This is a genomic window from Methanobrevibacter sp. AbM4 (assembly GCF_000404165.1).
Taxonomy (GTDB): Archaea; Methanobacteriota; Methanobacteria; order Methanobacteriales; family Methanobacteriaceae; genus Methanarmilla; species Methanarmilla boviskoreani.
The window spans coordinates 1,919,333-1,941,224 of the sequence record NC_021355.1 but is presented as its reverse complement, the minus strand read 5'-3'; the positions used below and the strand labels follow the sequence as shown (position 1 = coordinate 1,941,224).

At 30.9% G+C, this 21,892-nt stretch carries 14 protein-coding genes; 9 read left to right on the top strand and 5 right to left on the bottom strand.

The features are described from left to right. Window positions 1-18: 18 nt before the first annotated feature. From radA to ABM4_RS08395, 5 genes are all read left to right on the top strand, one after another. Window positions 19-954, top strand: coding sequence for a DNA repair and recombination protein RadA (gene radA, locus ABM4_RS08415; RefSeq protein ID WP_016359246.1), 936 nt, complete (start codon window positions 19-21; stop codon window positions 952-954). A 595-nt stretch (window positions 955-1,549) separates the two neighbouring features. Further along, a complete protein-coding gene (locus ABM4_RS08410; RefSeq protein WP_016359245.1) occupies window positions 1,550-2,452 on the top strand; it encodes an AEC family transporter in 903 nt (300 codons plus the stop codon). Between the two features lie 474 nt (window positions 2,453-2,926). Beyond that, window positions 2,927-4,909, top strand: a complete 1,983-nt coding sequence (locus tag ABM4_RS08405; protein WP_016359244.1) for a CoB--CoM heterodisulfide reductase iron-sulfur subunit A family protein — start codon at window positions 2,927-2,929, stop codon at window positions 4,907-4,909. Window positions 4,910-5,361: 452 nt separating this feature from the next. Continuing rightward, window positions 5,362-6,630, top strand: a complete 1,269-nt coding sequence (gene glyA, locus ABM4_RS08400) for a serine hydroxymethyltransferase (RefSeq protein ID WP_016359243.1) — start codon at window positions 5,362-5,364, stop codon at window positions 6,628-6,630. A 63-nt stretch (window positions 6,631-6,693) separates the two neighbouring features. Then, window positions 6,694-7,401 (top strand): dihydromethanopterin reductase (acceptor), encoded by a 708-nt coding sequence (locus ABM4_RS08395; protein WP_016359242.1) that lies wholly within the window; start codon window positions 6,694-6,696, stop codon window positions 7,399-7,401. A gap of 165 nt (window positions 7,402-7,566) precedes the next feature. Here the strand turns inward: ABM4_RS08395 and ABM4_RS08830 are convergent, their stop codons facing one another. Continuing rightward, window positions 7,567-7,869, bottom strand: a complete 303-nt coding sequence (locus ABM4_RS08830) for a DUF192 domain-containing protein (protein WP_255349082.1) — start codon at window positions 7,867-7,869, stop codon at window positions 7,567-7,569. 456 nt (window positions 7,870-8,325) lie between these two features. Between ABM4_RS08830 and ABM4_RS08385 the strand changes: the two genes are divergently transcribed. The 4 genes from ABM4_RS08385 (at window position 8,326) to glp (ending at window position 17,015) form a co-directional block, all read left to right on the top strand. Further along, the gene (locus tag ABM4_RS08385; protein WP_016359240.1) at window positions 8,326-9,531 is read left to right on the top strand and encodes a methionine adenosyltransferase; all 1,206 of its coding nucleotides are present in this window, start codon (window positions 8,326-8,328) and stop codon (window positions 9,529-9,531) included. A 318-nt stretch (window positions 9,532-9,849) separates the two neighbouring features. Then, the gene (ileS, locus tag ABM4_RS08380; RefSeq protein WP_016359239.1) at window positions 9,850-13,173 is read left to right on the top strand and encodes an isoleucine--tRNA ligase; all 3,324 of its coding nucleotides are present in this window, start codon (window positions 9,850-9,852) and stop codon (window positions 13,171-13,173) included. A gap of 160 nt (window positions 13,174-13,333) precedes the next feature. Then, entirely contained in the window at window positions 13,334-15,490 is a 2,157-nt protein-coding gene (purL, locus tag ABM4_RS08375) for a phosphoribosylformylglycinamidine synthase subunit PurL (RefSeq protein WP_016359238.1), read from the top strand. A gap of 298 nt (window positions 15,491-15,788) precedes the next feature. After that, a complete protein-coding gene (gene glp, locus ABM4_RS08370) occupies window positions 15,789-17,015 on the top strand; it encodes a gephyrin-like molybdotransferase Glp (RefSeq protein ID WP_016359237.1) in 1,227 nt (408 codons plus the stop codon). A gap of 53 nt (window positions 17,016-17,068) precedes the next feature. Here glp and ABM4_RS08365 read toward each other — a convergent pair whose 3' ends face one another. The 4 genes from ABM4_RS08365 to ABM4_RS08350 all read right to left on the bottom strand — a co-directional run bounded on the left by ABM4_RS08365 (window position 17,069) and on the right by ABM4_RS08350 (window position 21,814). Beyond that, window positions 17,069-18,280 carry a glycosyltransferase gene (locus ABM4_RS08365; RefSeq protein WP_052312821.1) on the bottom strand — a complete coding sequence of 404 codons (1,212 nt, stop codon included), beginning with the start codon at window positions 18,278-18,280 and terminating at the stop codon, window positions 17,069-17,071. Between the two features lie 248 nt (window positions 18,281-18,528). After that, window positions 18,529-19,689, bottom strand: a complete 1,161-nt coding sequence (locus tag ABM4_RS08360; protein ID WP_016359235.1) for a site-2 protease family protein — start codon at window positions 19,687-19,689, stop codon at window positions 18,529-18,531. 379 nt (window positions 19,690-20,068) lie between these two features. Continuing rightward, entirely contained in the window at window positions 20,069-20,482 is a 414-nt protein-coding gene (locus tag ABM4_RS08355; protein WP_016359234.1) for a ferritin family protein, read from the bottom strand. A 96-nt stretch (window positions 20,483-20,578) separates the two neighbouring features. Further along, a complete protein-coding gene (locus tag ABM4_RS08350; RefSeq protein WP_016359233.1) occupies window positions 20,579-21,814 on the bottom strand; it encodes an FprA family A-type flavoprotein in 1,236 nt (411 codons plus the stop codon). Window positions 21,815-21,892 lie beyond the last annotated feature (78 nt).

The window sequence follows — 21,892 nt, the reverse complement described above, 5'->3', positions numbered from 1 at the left end:
AATATGTGAGGAATGGTTATGGTAGAATTAGAAGATTTACCTAATGTTGGTGAAAAAACTGCTCAAAAGTTAAGAGATGCTGGATTTGCTGATATGATGAGATTAGCAACAGCTACTGCTAAAGAATTATCTGTAAAAGCTGAAATTGGTGAAGGTGTTGCTGAGAAGGTTATCGAGGCGGCTCGTAAATCTGAAAAAATTGATTTTGAAACTGCATATGATGTAATGGAAAGAAGAAAAGATATTGGTCATATTACAGTTGGAAGTGAAGCTTTTGATGAATTAATTGGTGGGGGTATTGAAACTCAATCCATCACTGAAGTATTTGGAGAGTTTGGTTCAGGTAAAAGTCAAATTTCCCATGAACTTGCAGTTACAGTACAATTACCTCTAGAACAAGGTGGTCTTGATGCAGAATGTGTATATATTGATACAGAAAATACATTTAGACCTGAACGTATCGAACAAATTGCAGATAGATTTGACCTAGATCATGAAGAGGTTTTACAGAAGATCCATGTTGCAAGAGCCTTTAATTCATCTCACCAAATATTAATGGCTGAAAAAATTAATGAACTTATTCAAAGCGGATGTAATGTTAAACTTGTAATTGTTGATTCATTAATGGCTCATTTCAGAGCTGAATACGTTGGAAGGGAATCATTAGCTGTAAGACAACAAAAACTTAACCAACATTTACATGTTCTTCAACAATTAGCTAACACTTATAATTTAGCTGTATTCATTACAAACCAAGTCCAAGCAAGACCTGACGCATTCTTTGGTAGCCCTACTAAGGCAACTGGAGGTCATGTTCTAGGACATGCTTCTACTTACAGAATATGGCTTAAAAAAGGTTTAGCTGGTAAAAGAATAGCTAGACTTGTTGACAGTCCTCATTTACCAGAAGGTGAGTGTGTATATAAAATTACTAATGAGGGAGTAGTGGATTAGTCTTACTGATTCATTTTATTATCTTTTTATTTAGATTTATTTATATACTAATTTTGTCAATGTTTTTAATAGAATAGTTTTCATATTTCTTATTTGTTTTATTTAAATAGGGAAATTCTTATTTTTTCTTTTTTTTCAATTAGATTAATTAAAATTTATTTTGGTATTTTTTTAGGTTTTATTTAGTCTAGGTTGGTTTTTTTTATAGATTGACTTGATTTTTTAATTTTTTTTATTATTAATTATTTAAAGTTTATATCTGGAATAATACATTATTTTAAACTTTTTTAACTTTTTTATTACTAGCTATTTAAAGTTTATATTTGGAATCAATATATAATTTTAAAATTTTTTAACTTTTTAATTTTTTTATTTAAATATCTTCAATAAATAAATTTTAATTGTTAATATATTTAATTTATTTTAATAAACTGTATAAAATTTCTAATTAATTTTTAATAGTTTATATTTTATAATTTAATTTTCTAAACATATTTATATAATATGAATACAAAATAATTATTTAGATAATTTTTTAATTTTATCTGATTTTATTTTAACTTATTTTTTCTTTTAAAAGTATTTTTGTGATAATATGAGTTTAGAATATACATTTTTAGTTATATTAATCATTATTTTCTTAGGTTATTTTTCTAAAAGGATTGGTTTATTAGAGGTTAATAATGTAGATACACTAAATAAAATCGTTATTAATATAGCTATGCCTTGTTTAGTTTTTTATTCATTATATAATACTGATATTTCATTAATTCCTAAATTAGGTATTCTGCCGATTGTAAACATTATTGTAGCAGGAATTAGTGGTTTAATAACTTATATAATATTGAGTATTAAAAAATTTGAAACTAAGACAAAGTGGAGTGTAGTACTTGTTGCAGCTATGGCAAATACTGGTTTTTTCGGTTATCCGTTAATTTTAGGAGTATTTGGTAATGATGGATTAATTAGAGCTATATTCTATGATGTAGGTACTACATTATTATTTATTATATTTAATCTATTGCTATTGCTTTTATTCGGTGGAAAACTGGAGAAGGTTGTAAAAAAAATCTTAACATTTCCATTGTTATGGGCTGTGGTATTAGGTTTATTATTTAATGTTGCAAATATACCAATTGGACCTGTTGTATCAAATGTATTAGTATATCTTAAAGCATTAACTGTTCCATTGATCATGCTATCCTTAGGTTTATCTATAGACTTTAGAGGATTGAAAAATAGTTTAAACATGGCAGCTTTTACATCAGTAATTAAACTTGTTATTGCTCCTATCCTTGCTGTTTTTGTGTTAAAACTATTTGGTGTAGGTGGTTTTGAATTTCAAATATCTGTAATTGAAGCTGCTATGCCTCCGGCAATGTTAGCACTAGCACTTGCAATTAATTTTGATTTGGATTTCCATGTTGCATCTGATTGTATTTTTATTGATATGATGGTCAGTCTAATTACATTACCTATTATAATGTCTATTGTTTAGGATTAAATTTGTTTAATCATTTACGATTAAACTTTTTTTACTTTTTTTCATTTTTTCAATGTAAAACTGATGTTTTCTATTTTTTTAATTAAAGACTTTTTATTATTCTTCTTATAATGATATTGCTCTTTTGTTTTCAATTATATTTGTTTATTAATTGTTATCTTTGTTTTTACCTTTAATTTTCCATATTGATCTGCTTTTTAATTTTTTCTTTCTATTTTATTTAAACTAATCTTAAAGGTTTATTCTATTCATCAATTCATTTATAATATTTAGATTTTATCTTTATGCCCTTTTTATCCTTTATATGTCTTATTGGATTCAAATTTTTTGAATCGTTTTTTTATTATATAAAGCTTACTTAATTTTTAGAATAGAAAGCTTTATTAATAGTAATTATAAACATAAATTTATCTAAGATTTTTTTTATAAAATATTAGATAATGTCACATACTTGTACAAGGTGATTTAATGGCAGAAGAAAAAAATAATGAAAACGAAGAATTAAGAATAGGAGTTTATGTCTGTCACTGTGGTGTTAACATTGCTGCAGCAGTAGACTGTGAAGCTGTTGCTGAATACGCAGGTACTTTACCTAACGTAGTTGTAGCAAAAGATTACAAATACATGTGTTCAGACCCAGGTCAAAATCTTATTCAAGAAGATATTAAAGAACACAACCTTAACAGAGTAGTTGTAGCTGCATGTTCTCCAAGGCTTCACGAACCTACCTTCAGAAGATGTGTAGAAGAGGCTGGATTAAACAGATACTTATTTGAATTTGCTAACTTAAGAGAACACGATTCTTGGGTACATATGAATGAACCTGAAGCTGCTACTGAAAAAGCTAAAGATTTAGTCCGTATGGCAGTTGCTAAAGTAAGATTATTAGAACCTTTAGAACCTCATATGGTAGACGTAAATAACAATGCTCTTGTTATTGGTGGTGGAGTTACTGGTATCCAAACTGCTTTAGATTTAGGTGATATGGGATTCCATACTTATTTAGTTGAAAGAAACCCAACCATTAGTGGTAGGATGGGTCAATTAGATAAAACTTTCCCTACTCTTGATTGTTCAATGTGTATCTTAGCACCTAAGATGGTAGATTGTGGTAAACATGAAAACATTGAATTGATCACTTATGCAGAAGTAACTGATGTTGACGGATACATTGGTAACTTTACTGTAACTGTAAACAAAAAAGCAAGATATGTTGATGAAGAAACCTGTACTGGTTGTGGTCAATGTACTGAAGTTTGTCCTATCGAAATACCTAACTACTTTGATGAAGGTATTGGTATGACTAAAGCTGCATACATTCCATTCCCTCAAGCTGTACCATTATGTGCTACTATTGATAAAGATTACTGTATTGAATGTGGTCTCTGTGTATCAGCTTGTGAACGTGGTTCTATTGACCTTGATCAACAACCTGAAGAAATTAAACTCGAAGTAGGTACTATTATTGCTGCTACTGGATACGACCCATACGATCCTTCCGGTAAATATGAATATGGTTACGGTAGATACTCTAATGTCATTACTGGTTTAGAAATTGAAAGGATGATTAACGCATCTGGTCCTACTACCGGACATGTTATTAAACCTTCCGATGGTGAAACTCCTAAACGTGTTGCATTTATCCACTGTGTAGGTTCAAGGGATGAACAAATTGGTAAACCATATTGTTCAAGGGTATGTTGTATGTACTCCATGAAGAATGCACAATTATGTATTGATCACGAACCAGATACAGAAGTAACCTGTTACTACATGGATATTCGTGCATTTGGTAAAGGATTCGAAGAATTCTACAAAACTTCCCAAGAAAAATACGGTATTGAATTCTTAAGAGGTAGACCTGCTCAAATTATCGAAAACGATGATTTAACTTTAACCATTAGAGCTGAAGATACTTTACTTGGTAAAGTAACTGAATACACCTATGATTTAGTTGTATTATCTGTTGGTTTAGAACCTCCTGCAGGATCTAACGAATTAAGACAAACCTTAGGAATCTCCAAATCTTCTGACGGATTCTATATGGAAGCTCACCCTAAATTAAGACCTGTCGATACTTTAACCGATGGTGTTTACATTGCAGGTGTAGCTCAAGGTCCTAAAGATATTCCTGATTCCGTAGCTCAAGGTTCCGCTGCAGCTGCTCGTGCTGCTATCCCAATGTCTCAAGGTAAAGTAGCAATTGAACCAATTATTGCTTCCTCCGATGAGAACCTTTGTGGTGCATGTGAGGTTTGTGTAGAACTTTGTCCATTCGGTGCTATTAGTATTGTTGGAGAAGAAGGTGCAAAACACGCTGAAATTAATGCTGCATTATGTAAAGGATGCGGTACCTGTGTAGGTGCTTGTCCTTCAGGTGCTATGGATCAAAACCACTTTAAAACAGATCAAATCATGGCACAAATCGATGCTGCATTTGAAGATATGTAAGTATAGATTGGATTTTTCCAATCCTTACTTTTTCATATTTTAAAGACTTATTTTTAATCTGTTGTTGTTGCCTTAGTGTAGACTATTTTTTTAAATCTTTTTTTCTTTAAAATTTAATAATCTTATTAAAACTAGTTTTTTATTTAATTTCCATTTAAATTACTAAATATTTTCCTATTTGGGGATAGGATCTTTAAATAAATATCAATTTTTTTAAAGTATTTTTTGTTTTCATTTTAATTGGGGAAATTATACCTTATATTAATCATAATGATTAAATATTAAAAAATTTAAAATTAAGATTGTTAAAAAGTTTAATGTTTATTTTAATTTAAAAAATATATTTTTTCTATTTTTATAGGAATTTGTAATTTGAAATTATTTTTTATAAATGTGATTTTTCATTGAATTTATTTAAAATAATTTAAAATGTATTTTATAGGTGTGAGATAATGTCAAATCAAGAATATATAACCGAGTTTCAGGGTTATCTTAAGCAACATAACGACTGGATGAAAAATAGTATTAACCTTATAGCAAGTGAGAACATTACAAGTGCAGATGTTAAAACAGCTATGGTTTCTGATTTATCCCATAGATATGCTGAAGGTAAATCCCATGAAAGGTTATATGAAGGATGTAAATATATTGATGATATTGAGGATTTAACTGTTGATTTAAATAAAAAATTGTTTAATGCTAAGTATGTTGATGTTAGGACAGTTTCTGGTGTAACTGCTAATTTAGCAGCTTTCTTTGCATTCACTAAATACAATGATAAATTAATGGCTTTAGAAGTACCTTATGGTGGACATATTTCACATGCTAATGTTTCTGCTGCAGGAATTCATGGATTAAAAAATGTTTCCCATCCATTTAATCCTGATATAATGAATATTGATGCAGATAAAATGAAGAAAACCATTATTGAAGAAAAACCTAAGGTTGTTCTTTTAGGTGGAAGCTTATTCTTATTCCCACATCCTGTTGCAGAAGCTCGTGAAGCTGCAGACGAAGTTGGAGCTAAAGTTTTATATGATGGAGCGCATGTTTTAGGATTAATCGCAGGTAAACAATTCCAAGATCCTTTAAAAGAAGGAGCAGATGTTTTAATGGGAAGTACACATAAATCATTCCCTGGAACTCAAGGAGGAATTATCTTATCTGATCATGAGGAATATGCAGATAAAATTGATAATGCAGTATTCCCTGGTGTTGTAAGTAATTATCACCTTCACCATTTAGCAGGATTAGGTATTGCAACTGCTGAAATGTTAGAATTTGGAGAGGCTTATGCTAAACAGATTATTAAAAATGCAAAAGCTTTAGCTCAGGCATTATATGAATTAGGATTCAATGTTTTATGTGAGGATTTAGGTTTCACTGAGTCTCACCAAGTTGCAGTTGATGTAACTAACATTACTGACGGAAATACCTTTGCTAAAAAATTAGAAAGAAACAACATCATATTAAATAAAAACCTTCTTCCTTGGGATGATGTAAACAACAGTGATAATCCATCCGGAATTAGGATAGGTACATCCGAGATTACAAGAAGAGGATTAAAAGAGAAAAACATGTCTGAAATTGCTGAGTTTATTAAAAGAGTTGTGGTTGACGACGAAAATGTTAAGGATGAGGTTTCTGAATATATGAACAATTACACAAAAGTTCATTATGCTTTTAGAGAAACAGAAGCATATGAATATCTTCAGTTCTAATCTTTTTTCATTTTTTCATTCTTTTTTTATTTGAAAATCATCTATTTTTTTAGGGAAGATATTATGCGTATTGGATGGGCTTTTACTGGTGCAGGGCATTTACTTAATGAAAGTGTTCAGGTTTTTCAACAACTTGCAAAGGATAATGAGGTTACCGTATTTCTCTCTTCTGCAAGTGAAGAAGTTTTAAAAATGTATGGATTGTATGAAAATGTTAAGCACCTTACCGGAGGCGGCTATAGGGAATTCGCCACGGATTCCAATCAAAGATTCAGCTTTCCAATTACAGGTAGATTCTCCCTTGGAAAATATGATTTGCTGATTGTATCACCTGCAACAGCAAACACCGTATCAAAAATCGTATATGGGATATCAGATACACTGGTTACAAATGCCGTGGCCCAGGCAGGTAAAGGCAGGGTACCTACTATTATTGTACCTGTAGACATTACCCCTGGAGATATAGATACAGTTCTTCCTTCTAAACTAGAACTTTCTAAATGTGAAAAGTGTGATCCTTGTACTGCTGCATTGACTTGTCCTAATGATGCCATTATCCCTTATAAAGAAATATCATTACTTAAATGTCTAGGCTGTGGACTCTGTAAAGACTCATGTCCTCATGATGCGATTTCAGTTGGAAAGGTTATTCAGATGCATATGAGGGATATTGACATTGAAAATACCAACAAACTTAGAGAAATTGAGGGTATCAATGTTATAGAACATCCATCAAAGATCATTCCATTTATTGAGGAAAATCTTAATTAATCTTTAACTTTTTTTATAATCGATACTTACAAAATCAATTTTTAGCTTTAAAATACATTTATTTTTATTATATAATGCCTATTTTACGTCTTTTTACGGAATATTTAATGATTTATTAGCTTTTAACATTCAATCAATCTGTAAATTTCCTTTTTATTTGTAATTTCAGATAATTTTTATTTTATCATTAATTTCAATATTATGTCTATTTAAATATCCGTATTCTAATTCTATAAAGTAGGAAATCTCTTCATTAGCCTTATAGTAATGCCATGGCTTAAGGCTGGTCTTATCAATAATTTCTAACTTATTATTTACTACCATTATATCGATTGGAATTCTCATGAAAAAACTGTGTATTATTAATTTTTTATAAAGTATGTTCTGTGGAACAATAAATAGTATCGGATTTTTTATGTCATTTTCAAACATTAGTCCTTTAAATCTTTTTAAAAATGTATCATATATTTCAGTTTCTATTATCTCCTCTTTATTATCATTATAGATTAATAGTTTTTTGATTTTAATATTATCACCTTAGATAAGATAATATTAATCCTTTTTATGTATTTTTTTAAATTTATTTAAAATCACTTTTCTGTTTTTAAATTTTTTTAGACCTTTAATAATTTTTCATTTATTTTTTTTTAAATTCATAAAAAATCCTAATTTATTTTCAATAAAAACATAAATTTATTAAGTACTTAATAAATAAATTTTAAATTATAATAAGTTGAATTATTTAGGATTATAATTTTTTTAAATTTTACTAAATTCTAATTCTATCGAGTAATTCTTCTTAATTTTATTTAATTAAAATATTTTAATAGAATTTGTTTAAATCAATTTTTAGTTTGGTCTTAAATAAAATTCTACATTTATTATTACTTTAAATTTTATAAACATCTCTCGAGTGATGATATTATGAGAAATATAATAGTTGATGAATTAGATCAAAAATATATTGAAGATAAAGAAATTGAAATTGTAGAAAGAAAAGGTATAGGTCATCCTGATAGTATTAGTGATGGTTTAGGTGAAGCTGTAAGCCATGCTTTATGCCAAATGTATATGGATGAATTTGGCGGTATTCTTCACCATAACACCGATGAAGTTCAGATTACAGCAGGTGAATCAGATCCTCACTTTGGTGGAGGAGAAATCTTAAAACCTATTGATATTCTTTTAACAGGTAGAGGTGTTCATGAATATGATGGAGTTAAATTACCTCTTGAAAGAGTAGCAATTGATGCTGCTAAGGAATTTTTAGATAAAACCATCATTAACTTAGATGTTGAATCAGATTGTGTTGTACAATGTAAGATAGGTAAAGGTTCAGGAGATTTAGTTGATGTTTTCTCAAGAAAAGGTGCTATCTCAAGTAATGATACCTCTTTCGGTGTAGGATATGCTCCATTTTCCGAAGTGGAAAATATTGTATTAAAAACTGAAAACCTTTTAAACTCCAGAGCCTTCAAGAAACAACACCCTGCAATCGGTGAGGATATCAAAGTAATGGGTCTTAGGGACAAAGATGATATTACCTTAACAATAGGCTGTGCTATGGTATCTAAATATGTAGATGATAGGGACGCTTATATTTCCATTAGGGAAGAATTAAAGGATATTGTAGCTGATTTTGCTTCCGGTTTAACAAATCGTAACTTAGATGTTTATGTAAACACTGCTGATGACGATAATAAACAGGACGAATCTGGTTACTATTTAACTGTTAGTGGTACCTCTGCAGAAATGGGTGATGACGGTTCTGTAGGAAGAGGTAACAGAGCTAACGGTCTTATTACTCCATGCAGACCAATGTCTATGGAAGCAACTTCCGGTAAAAATCCTATTAACCATGTAGGTAAAATCTACAATTTATTATCTAATAAAATAGCTAATGATGTTGTAGAAAATGTTGAAGGAGTTAAACAAGCTGATTTAATGATTTTAAGTCAAATCGGTAAACCAATAGATCAACCTAAAGCTGCATCTACCCAAATTATCTTGGAGGATGGCTATAAATTAGAAGATGTTAATAAAAATGTTGAAACTATTGTAGATAAATGGCTTGAAGATATATCAGTTATTACTGAAGAAGTTGTTTCAGGTAAAGCTAAAACTTTCTAGTTTTGGCGATTGTTTAAACAACTTAATATAGTATAACTATTATATTTCATTATTCATTTTTTAAATATGATTGAGTTTTAATCTTGGTCATTTTTTGATTCTGAATTAGGATTCAAGACGTATTTAAAATTTATATTGTTTATTAAAATATTAGATGATTAATAGATTTTAATAATTCAAATATAAACTATTTATTTTTAGATATAATTTATCTTAGGTAAAATTTCTTAAAATAAATTATTTAGCTTTATTTTTATCATTTTAAAATTTTAATATGCTTTTTATTAAATATTCTATTAATATTAGAGGAGAATAATTATGCCAATAGAAGAGGCAGAAAAATCTTATCAATTTAAAAAAATCGACAAGTCTGTACATGATTTCTGGCAAGATGAGGAAATTTTTGCTAAAATTAATAAAATTAGAAAAAACGGACCTCAATATTCTTTTTTAGATGGTCCTCCTTATTGTAGTGGTAAAATACATTTAGGTACAGCTTGGAACAAGATTATTAAAGATACATTGTTACGTTATAAAAGTATGGAAGGTTATTCTTTAAGAAGGCAGGCAGGTTGGGATATGCACGGTCTTCCTATCGAGAATAAAGTAGAACAGATAATGGGTATTAAAAGTAAACAAGAGATTGAATCAGATATTGGTATTTCCAATTTTGTGGACAAATGTCAGGAATTTGCTTTCAAAAATAAATTAGCAATGACTAAACAGTTCCAGTCTTTAGGTGTTTGGATGGATTGGGATGATCCATATATGACACTTGATCCTAACTATATGCAATCTGCATGGTGGACCTTAAAGAGAGCTGAAGAGCAGAACTTACTTACCCATGATAAAAGGGTAATCAGTTGGTGTCCTCACTGTGAGACTGCACTTGCAGCTGCAGAATTAGATTATGAGGAAAGAGAGGATCCATCTATCTATCTTCAATTCCCACTTGAAAATCCTTGTCTTTCAAAGGATGAAAACCCAGATGGTTTAGAGGAATATATTTTAGTATGGACAACTACTCCTTGGACATTGCCGGCTAATATGGCTATCTGTGTTAATCCTGATTTTGACTATGACTTTGTTCTAAAAGATGATAAAATATATATCCTTGCTGACGGCTTATTGGAGAATGTTTTAGGTAAAGAAAAAACAGTCCATAAACATAAAATACCTGCAGAAAACGAGGATGAAGAGGATAAAATTGAGGAACACGTAACCATTAATTATACTATTATTAAAACAGTTAAAGGTAGTGAATTATTAGGTATTAGGTATGTCTATCCATTCTTAGATGAGATTCCAAAACAAAAAGAGTTTGATTCATTGGAAAATGTTCATACCATTATTCCTGGAGACCATGTGGATCTAGAGGAAGGTACCGGTTGTGTACATACCGCACCAGGTCATGGTCCCGATGATTTTAACATGGGTAAGGAATTTAATCTTCCTATCTTCTGTCCTGTTAATGAAAGCGGTAATTTCTCAGAGGATGCAGGTGTCTTTGAAGGTCATTATACAAAGGATTATGATCCCGAGATTATCAAAATCTTAGTAAATAAAGGATTCATGTATAATCATGGAACTATTGAACACAGATATGGTATATGTTGGAGATGTAAGACTCCTATCTTATATCGTGCTACCGAGCAATGGTTTTTAAAAGTCACTGATGTAAAAGACAAAATGTTGTCCGAAGTGGATAATGTTGACTGGGTTCCAGAATGGGCTGGTTCTAGCAGATTCCATGATTGGGTGGCTAATGCTCAGGACTGGACCATATCAAGACAGAGATACTGGGGTATACCTATACCTGTCTGGATTTGTCCTGACTGTGGTGAGAGAAAAGTCATAGGTTCAGTTTCCGAACTTAAAGAATCCTCTGTTAATGAGATTCCAAGTGATGTGGAACTTTCAAAATTGGTACATAGACCTTATGTAGATACTGTTAAGGTAAAATGTCCACACTGTAATGGAGAAATGGAACGTATACCTGATGTATTGGATGTATGGATTGACTCCGGTGTAGCAGGTTGGGCCTCATTATACTATCCGCAGGAAAAGGATAAGTTTGAAAAATGGTATCCATATGATTTTGTATGTGAGGGACATGATCAGACTAGAGGATGGTTCTACTCTCAATTAGGTACCGGTGTTATTTCAATGAACAGGGTGCCATATAACAGGGTCTTAATGCATGGATTTGTATTGGATGAGAATGGAAAGAAAATGAGTAAATCTCTTGGAAATGTAGTATCCCCTGAGGAGGTCATCGAGAAGTATGGTGCCGATGTATTAAGGTTCTATCTTTTATGGGCATGTAAACCTTGGGATGACTTAAAATTTGTATGGGATGAACTAAACAATGTAAATAAGATGTTTAACATTTTATGGAATGTTTATGTGTTCTCTACAACCTACATGTCACTTGATAACTTCAATCCGTCTAAATGTAATGATGACACCATGATATTAAGAGATGAGGACAGATGGATTATCTCAAGAGTTAACACATTAGCAAAAGAAGTTGGAAAGGACATTGATGATTTATACTTCCATAAAGCAACCCGTAAAATCATGGACTTCATTCTAGAAGACTTAAGTCGTTGGTATGTACGTTTAATTAGAGGTAGGACCTGGGTGGAAAGTGATGATCCTGATAAATTAGGTGCATATTACGGACTTTATACAGCTCTTGTATCCTTAATTAAACTAATGGCTCCAATAGCACCTCATCTAAGTGAAGTCATCTATCAGAATTTGGTCGTTGGAAATCTTGATGATGCTAAAGAAAGTGTCCATATGGAAGATTGGACAGTTAACGAGGATTTAATCGATGAGGATCTGGAACATGAAATGTCAATTGCAAGGGATGTGATTGATGCATCTATAAGAGCAAGAGATGTTGCAAGATATAAACTTAGATGGCCTGTAACAGATATTACTGTTGTATCCTCTGATGATAAAGTTTCAAGTGCAGTTTCAAACCTTGAAGATGTAATTAAAGACCAAGCCAATACTAAAGCAGTTTTAACCTCATCAGAATTTGAGGACTTGTCTTACATTGCAAAACCTAATCTTAAAATCTTAGGCCCTAAGCTTAAAGGCGATATTGGTATTGTCAAGAAATACCTTGAGGAAGCTGATGGTAATAAAATAAAAGATGATTTGGAAGCAAATGGTGAGATTACTGTAAACGGTGTTGATCGTCAGGGTATGGAAAAGGCTATTGTTTTATCCTCAGAAGAGGTTATCTTTGATAGCGAACTTCCAGATGATTTTGTATCCTCTGAATTTAAAGGCGGAAATGTTTTTGTTAATACAAAAGTTACACCTGAAATATTATCTGAAGCTATGTCCAGGGAACTTATTAGAAGGGTTCAAGATATGAGAAAGGACATGGATTTAGATGTAGAAGCTAATATTAATGTAAAGGTTAATTGTTCAGATTCATTTAAGGATTTAGTAGTAAAACAAGAAGATTTAATCTCTAATGAGGTTAGGGCCAATACTCTTGTATTTAATGTTGGTGAATGTAATAATATTAAATCTGATGAACAACAAGATATTAGTAATGAATATACAAAAGAATGGAAAATTGAAGATGAGGATATTATAATTAATATTGTTAAAAATTAATTCATTTGAAGATATATTTAATAATTGATTTCTATTTTATTCTCCTTTAGGATTTTATTAGTAATTGATTATTAATCTTTATTTTAAAAACGAATTTAATTTAACTCTTCAATTATAAATTTTAAACTATAGGAGTATTATTTAAAATATGGTGATTTAAATGACTTTAACAGATTCTGAAATAGAGTTTATCACTAATTTATTAGGTAGAGAAATGAATTCTCTAGAGGAAGGTATGTTAGATGTAATGTTTTCAGAACATTGTTCTTATAAAAGTAGTAGACCTTTTTTAAAAAGATTTCCTACTGAAGGAGAAAACATTATATTAGGTCCTGGAGATGATGCAGGATTAGTATCAGTAACAGATAAATATGCTCTTGCAGTAGGTATGGAGAGTCATAATCACCCTTCTGCAGTAGAACCTTATGGTGGAGCAGGTACTGGAATTGGTGGAATTTTAAGGGATATCATATCAATGGGTGCAAAACCTATTGCACTTCTTGATCCATTAAGATTCGGACCATTAGAGGATCAAAAATCCAAATATATTTTTGAAAACGTTGTAAAAGGTATATCTGATTATGGTAATCGTGTAGGTGTTCCGACTGTTGCAGGAGAAATTGAGTTTGATGAATCATTTAGAACAAATCCTCTTGTAAATGTAATGTGTGTAGGTCTTGTTGAAAAGGATAAGATTGTATATGGTAAAGCCCCTAATGTTGGAGATGTATTTTTCTTAATGGGTGGAACTACCGGTAGAGATGGAATCAATGGTGTAACTTTCGCATCTGAGGAATTGACCTCTGATAGTGAAACTGAGGACAGGCCTGCAGTGCAGGTAGGAGATCCTTTTACTAAAAAACGTGTAATGGAAGCATCATATGAGATTCTTGATAAGATTCATGTTTCAGGTGTTAAGGACTTAGGTGGTGGAGGATTAACCTGTTGTATCTCAGAACTTGCAGGTGCCTGTGAAAATGGTGCAATCGTTGATTTGAATGCAATACCACTTAGGGAAACTGGTATGACACCATATGAGATAATGTTGTCTGAATCACAGGAGAGAATGGTGTTTGTAATCAATCCTAAAGATGTTGATTTAGCAACTAAGATATGTGATAAACATGAACTTCCTTCTGCCGTAATCGGTGAGGTTACAGAAGGAAATAATATGATTGTAAAGGACTTTGAAAAGAATCAGGAATTATGTAACCTTCCAACTATTGTATTATCAGATCCTCCTTCAATATCAAGACCTATCCGCGAACCTGTATGTGACGGGGAACTTGTTGAAGTTGAGGATGTGGATTTTGCTGAGGCATTACTTAAGCTCTTATCCTCACCAAATATTGCAAGTAAAGTGTGGGTCTATAGACAATATGATTATGAGGTTCAACTTAGAACTGCTGTTAAGCCAGGTGATGATGCAGCTGTACTTAAGATTGATGATGATGTAGGCGTTGCATTAACAGTAGATTCAAATCCAATCCATACTAAACTATCACCATTCGATGGTGGAGCAGGTTCTGTAGCGGAAGGTATAAGAAATATTGTATCAGTAGGTGCAAAGCCTTATGCTATAGTGGATTGTTTAAATTTCGGTAATCCTGAAAATCCAGAGATTTTATGGCAATTCAAAGAATGTATCGAAGGTATGTCTCAGGTTTCTGAGAAATTCAATGCACCAATTATTAGTGGTAATGTTAGTTTTTATAATGAAAATGAAGGTGCAAAAATTAATCCAACACCTGCAGTAGGTTTAATTGGTGTTGAAAATCTTGAAAACATTAGGACTCTTGAGTTTAAAAATGAATCCGATAAGATAATTATTATCGGTAATACCTATGATGAGTTAAATGGTTCAGAATATCATAGAACCCTATTTAATCTTGAACAGGGTACCGCACCTAAAGTAAGAATCGATGATGAGTTTAATGCTGCAAAGAATATTTTGGATTTATTAGAAGAAGATGAGGATAAAAATATTACAGCTATTCATGATTGTTCTGCTGGTGGAATAGCTATTGCCTTAAGTGAAATGGCTATCAAATCTAATTTAGGTGCTGAGATTAATACTTCCGAGATTCCAATTGATTCAGACATGAAATTCAATAATTTATTATTCGCTGAATCCCATGGAAGATATATAATGACTGTTAAAGCTGATGCCGTCGATGATATATTGTCAAAGATAGATGTTCCTGCAGCTTGTATTGGTGAAGTCAATGGTGATGGTTTGAAATTTGATGATGTTTCAATACCTGTTGCGGATTTAACAGATGCTTATACAGGGGTTATAGAATCTTATATGAAATAATTAATAATTATTTTCATATCATTTATTTTTTTAACTTAATATAAAATACGGACAAGATTGGAGATTCAATGTATTATAATGCTTTTTTTGAATTTTAAGTATTTTAAATCTAGAATATTGGATTTTGTCTAAAATAGAGATTATATTTTAATTTTTTTAAAGCTAAAATAATCTAGCATATGTAATTTATTTTTTAATTAAAATTAACTAGAATATTTACATTTATCTAAAATCTATATAATTCGAATTTATTTATAAAAACATTGTTTAATTTTTAAAAAGTAGTAGGGTGTGTAATATGTTTTTATCTAAATTAATGCCGCTTAACGAGGCAGTTTCTAAACTTAACGATAATCAAATAATTATGGATAAGGAAACAATTAATATTAAAGATTCATATATGAGGGTTTTAGCTGAGGATATTAAATCTTATTATAATTCACCTCCATTTGATAAATCCGCTATGGACGGCTATGCTGTTATTGCAGAGAACACTTTTGGAGCTTCAAATAATGTTCATAAAACATTAAAGGTTATTGATCATATTGGAGCAGGAGATTATTCTGATAAGGAGATACATGACGGTGAAGCTATTTTAATAGCTACTGGAGCACCAATTCCTAAAGGTGCAAACGCTGTTATAATGTCAGAATATACATCATGTGATGGTGATGAACTAAGTATCCATTCACAGGTAACTCCAGGTGAGAATATATCACCAAAGGCTGAGGATATTAAAGAAGGACAGATTGTTTTAAAGTCCAATACTCTGATAAGACCTCAGGAAATTGGTTTAATTGCTTCAGCAGGTTATAACGAGATTCAGGTCTATAAAAAACCCCGTGTAAAAATTATTGTAACAGGTAATGAACTAGTTGAACCTAGTAGGGATGTGGATACAAAATCTAAAATCATCAATTCAAATCAGTATACAATATCCTCCATGGTTGAAAGTACTGGTGCTTTGGTAGATGTTATTCATGTATATGATGTTTATGATGATGTAAAAGAGGCCATTGACAACGCTACAAAAAACTATGACCTTGTAATAACCACTGGTGGTACAGCTATTAGTAAAGGTGATGTGGTTCTAGATGCAGTTGACGAACTTGGTGAGATTTTATATCATGGTGTTGCCATGAGACCAGGTAAACCTGCAGGTGCTGGTGTAGTAAACAATACTGTCGTGTTCACCTTATCCGGTCAACCGGTTGCTGCAATGAGTCAATTTGATGTATTTGTTAGAACCTATCTATACAGGATGGAAGGTTTGGACTATAACTTTGACATTGTTAAAAGGGAGTCAATGTTAAAGATTCCGTCTACCCTCGGTAGAACTGACTTTATTAGAACCTATTCAGATCATTTTCATGCAAAACATGTTTTAAATCGTGGTTCCGGTATTATAAGGTCAATGGTTGAGGCGAACAGTTATATTATCATTGATGAAAATAACGAGGGAGTTGAAAAGGGTGATATGGTTGATGTTGTTCTTTTCAACACAATGAATATAGAGGGTTTATAAATTAAATGTTTTGGATTAATATTCTTAATCTTTTATATTTTCTTTTAATTTAATTATTTTTCTCTTCTAAATGGCTTGGTTATTCTCCAACTTCTGGAGTTTAAAACATCTCTTTTAAATTTACTTAACTCGTTAATTTCTTCATTCAATTGTTCATTTTCTTTTTCTAATTCTTCATATTCCTCTTCTAGGTCTTTGTTTTTTTCATTTAATGCGTTGATTTTATTATTTGATTCTTTATCTAAACTTTCATATTTTTCTTTTATATTGTCATGTCTACTTTTTAAATCCACTGACTCTGATTCTATGAACTCTTTGTAGTTCTTGGATTTAATTAGGTTATTGTAAAAATCTACAATAATGTAATAGAATGAATCCTTTTCCTCATCATAATATTTTTTATAGTCTTTGAAATCCTCTTTAAGCTTGCTCCAATACTCTTCTTTTAATGAATCGTTAATACCAAAGAACCGTGATATATTACTATTGAACTTTTTTCGCAATAACTGATTCTTATATTGTTCAAATAGTCCATTATCTTTAAAAACATCAATAATCTGATTAGCAGCAATTATAGAGTCCATAAAAGCCCTTCCGCCTGATTGTGTAGTGGAATCATCTCTTATACGGCGATTATAAAATTGATTTTCAACAATTGAAACTTTTTCGGCTTTTAAAAACAGGTAATAGAAGAAATAATTATCCTCAAAGAAGTTGTCCGGAAAACGAGCATCTGATTTTTTTAAAAAATCTGTATTATATAATTTTAAACAAGCAGAAACCGCAACCTTAAAAATATTAGGTACATCTTTGTATGTAAAAATCCTGTTCCAGAATTTGCCTCCTAGTGATGAGTAATTATAGTCTCCAAAGGTATAGTCATATTTATCCTCATCTTCAATATAACGGGTAGCACAGAAGAATAGCATATCCAAATCTAATTCATTAACCTTTTTATATAATGCCTCACATGTATTAAGTTCTATCCAATCATCAGAATCAACAAAAAGGACATATTCTCCATTAACATTTTTTAGGCCATTATTTCTAGCAAAACCTTGTCCTTCATTTTCCTGATTAATTATTTTAATACGATTGTCTTTACTAGCATATTCCTCTAAAATAGATAAAGAATTATCAGTAGATCCATCATTTACGCATATAACTTCAATATCTTCTAGAGTTTGATTAATAATACTGTCTAAACATTGCTTTAAATAAGGCTCAGTATTATAAACCGGCACAATTATAGATATCTTAACCATGTAATAACTACTTCCCATATAGTTTTATAAAAATTTTATTTATATTCCAAAATATTATTATTTTTTATAATTTTTTTATAGTTATATAAATTATGTATAAAATATATTAAATAATTAACGATATTGGGCTATTTAAATATCGTTAAAACATTTTATTTAAATATATCTAAAAAATAAGGTTTAAGGAATAATTGGTGTTTAAATATTAAATTTATTGATTTAAAAAAGTTTAAAGGAGAATTAAAAGATTATAGGGAAATAAAAATTCCTGCAACTAAACTAAATACGATTACTATTAGTGTGAAGTAAGTAAAGTAATCTGTAATTAGTTTAACATTTTCACCAGAGAGTTTATAACTTAGTAGTTCCTCTAACATTAATCCACCATCTAATGGTTTCATTGGAAGTAGATTAAACAGGCCTACAGAAAGATTGATCAAATATATCCATTTAAACAAATCTTCTAAGCTTAATAGTCCCCATGGTAGAATGTTTCCATAGGTGTTCCTGATATTTTCCTTTAAAACTAAATGTTCCTGGGACCTAATACCCATATAACCTAATGTTTTGTTGTTGGGATTTTCACCTAACCTGAATGTATACGTGCCCTTGTCCGTCGTTATGTGGGCGGTGGTATTTGGCTTTAGGCTGTAAACCGCACTTGAATAGGATGTTGCGTTTGTTACCTTATGATCATTTATTGATGAAATAACCATTCCCTCTTTAAGGTTTCCGTAAGCAGGGCCATTATTTACAACACTTGTAATCTCAACACCGCTTTGATCATATACGGCAGGAACAGCAAAGTTTGCAATGGTTGCAAAAATAATCAATGCTATAAGTGCAAGTACAATGTTTGCCATGGCCCCTGCACCATAAATCCTAAGTTTACTTAATCTGGAGGCTTTCTCAACTTCCTCCTCATCAGGCTCTACAAATGCTCCAGGTAAAATAACAAAGAGCAATAAACCCATTGATTTAATATCAATACCTTCCACTCTAGCTAATATTCCATGGGAAAATTCATGAACAATAATAAGTAATATTAAAGCAATGAATCCTGAGATAAAAGGTATGAATATTGGAGAGCCAGGAACCTCAACACCTGGAATTAATATGGATACTGAGGGGGTTTTTAAAACGGTTCCAAGTGACTGGATCAATAGAACTAACATCAATGCCATTGAGATAAAACATATTACAATACCTACATTCATATACCATTTCCAGAATCTTGGCGCTTTTTTGGCAACTCTATCAATAAATCCTTTAAATCTATCTGTTTTCAACATTAGAAGTATAGGAAAGGACATTTCCAAATTTTTAGAATCCGGATGATATAATTTATAAAAAGCTGCAATAGTCCATATTAAAAGGAATGCAATTACATAATACCATAAACCATTCACAATATCACGAAAGAAATTGATTAATTAACTTAAATAAAATCTAGATTAAAATTAAATTTTTTTTAATCTTTAAAGAATATAGTTTATGTTTAATAATATTTATTACTTAATATTTATATTTGATATTTGATATTTTATAAAATTCTATTTTAATCTAATCATGTTAAGGCTATCTTTCCCTAAATCAGTTAATATAATAATAATTAATTTAAAAACCTATTTTGCTTTTGATTTTATAAAAAAAAGTAGTTGGATTAAAATAGTGTGAAAGTATTTTTTGTTTTTAAGATTAGTAAGAATTAGTTTATTTTCAGATATTCTAGTAATTTTTAAAATTAGTTAATTAAAAATATGAAAATAATGAGAAATTAAAAGATATTTAGAAATATCTTTCAACAATTCCTTCTAAAATTTTAGCATGACGTCCTTCGTCTTTGGAACTTTCTCTGAAGAAGTCAGCTGCATCTTCAAGTCCAGCTGCTTGTGCTTTTTCAGAAGCCTCTCTTTTTTCTACATTAGCTTTTTGTTCACCATCTAACATCATGTCAATATTTTCTTTTAAAGTTGGTTTGATTACAGCATTCATTTCTGCAAATCTTGCAGCATGTTCAGCTTCTTCATGAGCTAATCTTTTAAATACTTCAGCTAATTCGCCGTAACCTTCTCTAGATGCTTGTCTAGACATTGCTAAGTAAATACCTACTTCTTGTGTTTCTCCAGAAAAGTTTCCTGCTACTTCTTTTTCTACATCTGTACCTACGGTGGTACCAATCTTATGAATATATTTTACCATAAATATTACCTCTTAATTATAAATAGTTATTTTATATATTTAAAGTTTTATTAAAAATTAAATAAAGGGTTAAAAAACCCCTTTTTATTAAAACATCTATTCAATATTGATTTTTTTAGCTTCTTGAGCTAATTTTCTACCTAATTCAAAACTGTTAACTTTTTCTTCTTCAGTTGGAACATAGTAGATTTCTTCGGTATCAATTACATTGAATCCGCAGTCAGCTAATTCTTTAGCTAAGAATTCAGGAGTTCCACCTTTTCCTCCCATGGAACCAAAGGTAACAGCAGCCCTTTCGAATCCGGTTCTGTTGAAGTGTAAACCTTTTAAGTAGTACATGATATCTCCAATACTTGGGTATGGTACATCGTTTATGGTTGGATCACCAATAGCCACTGCCTTACTTGTTAATATACTCTTAACAATTTCACTTCTTTCATCTTCATGTAGGTAGAACATTTCAACATCGAAACCTTCTGCCATTGCACCTTCTGCAATTTCATGAGCCATAGCTTGGGTTGAGTAGTGCATTGTATCATATACGATGGTTACCTTATCCTCTGCAGCTTTTCCAGTAGCCCAGTTACTGTATGCATTTATGATTTTCATTGGGTCGGTCCATATTTGACCGTGGGATGGTGCGATCATTTTGATTTTGTCAAGTAAATCTAAGTCGATGATTTCATTGAATTTTTTAAGTACTAATTTTGAAAGTGGAGTAATTAGGTTAGCATAGAATTTTTTTGCTCCATCCATAAGTACCTCTTCAGGGATTTCGTAATCGAATCTTTTGGAGTAACATAAGTGTTGACCAAATGCGTCATTAGGGAATAAGATTCCATCTTCAACGAGTAAGGTAAACATACTATCTGGCCAGTGGAGTAAGAAAGCATCTAAGAATGCTAAAGTTCTTCCACCAATATCTAAAGTATCTCCAGTACCTACTGTTACGAAGTTAGTACCTTCTAATTTTGGGTAGTGTTTTAATAATCCTTTTACTGCGATTTCACTACAGTATACAGGTGCTTCAGGGAATCTTTTATGTAAATCATATAAAACTCCACTATGATCTTTTTCAACATGGTTTTGGACGATTACATCTACCTTAACATCTTTTCCTTCTTGTTCAAATGCATCGTCTAAACGTGCCATGATTTCCTCGGTTTTACCAGGATAAGCATTATCAATTACAACATTTTTATCTTCTCCAAATACAAGATATGCATTGTAAGTGGTTCCATCTAATGTATATCCGTGGTAGGTTCTAATATCCCAGTCAATTACACCAATCCAGTAAACTCCTTCGCCGATTTTCTTTGCTTTTGCATTCATTTTATCACATATTCGATTTTTATAATAGGTATGTTCGTATTTTATCGAACATTAATTTTAAATTATCTATTGTATTAT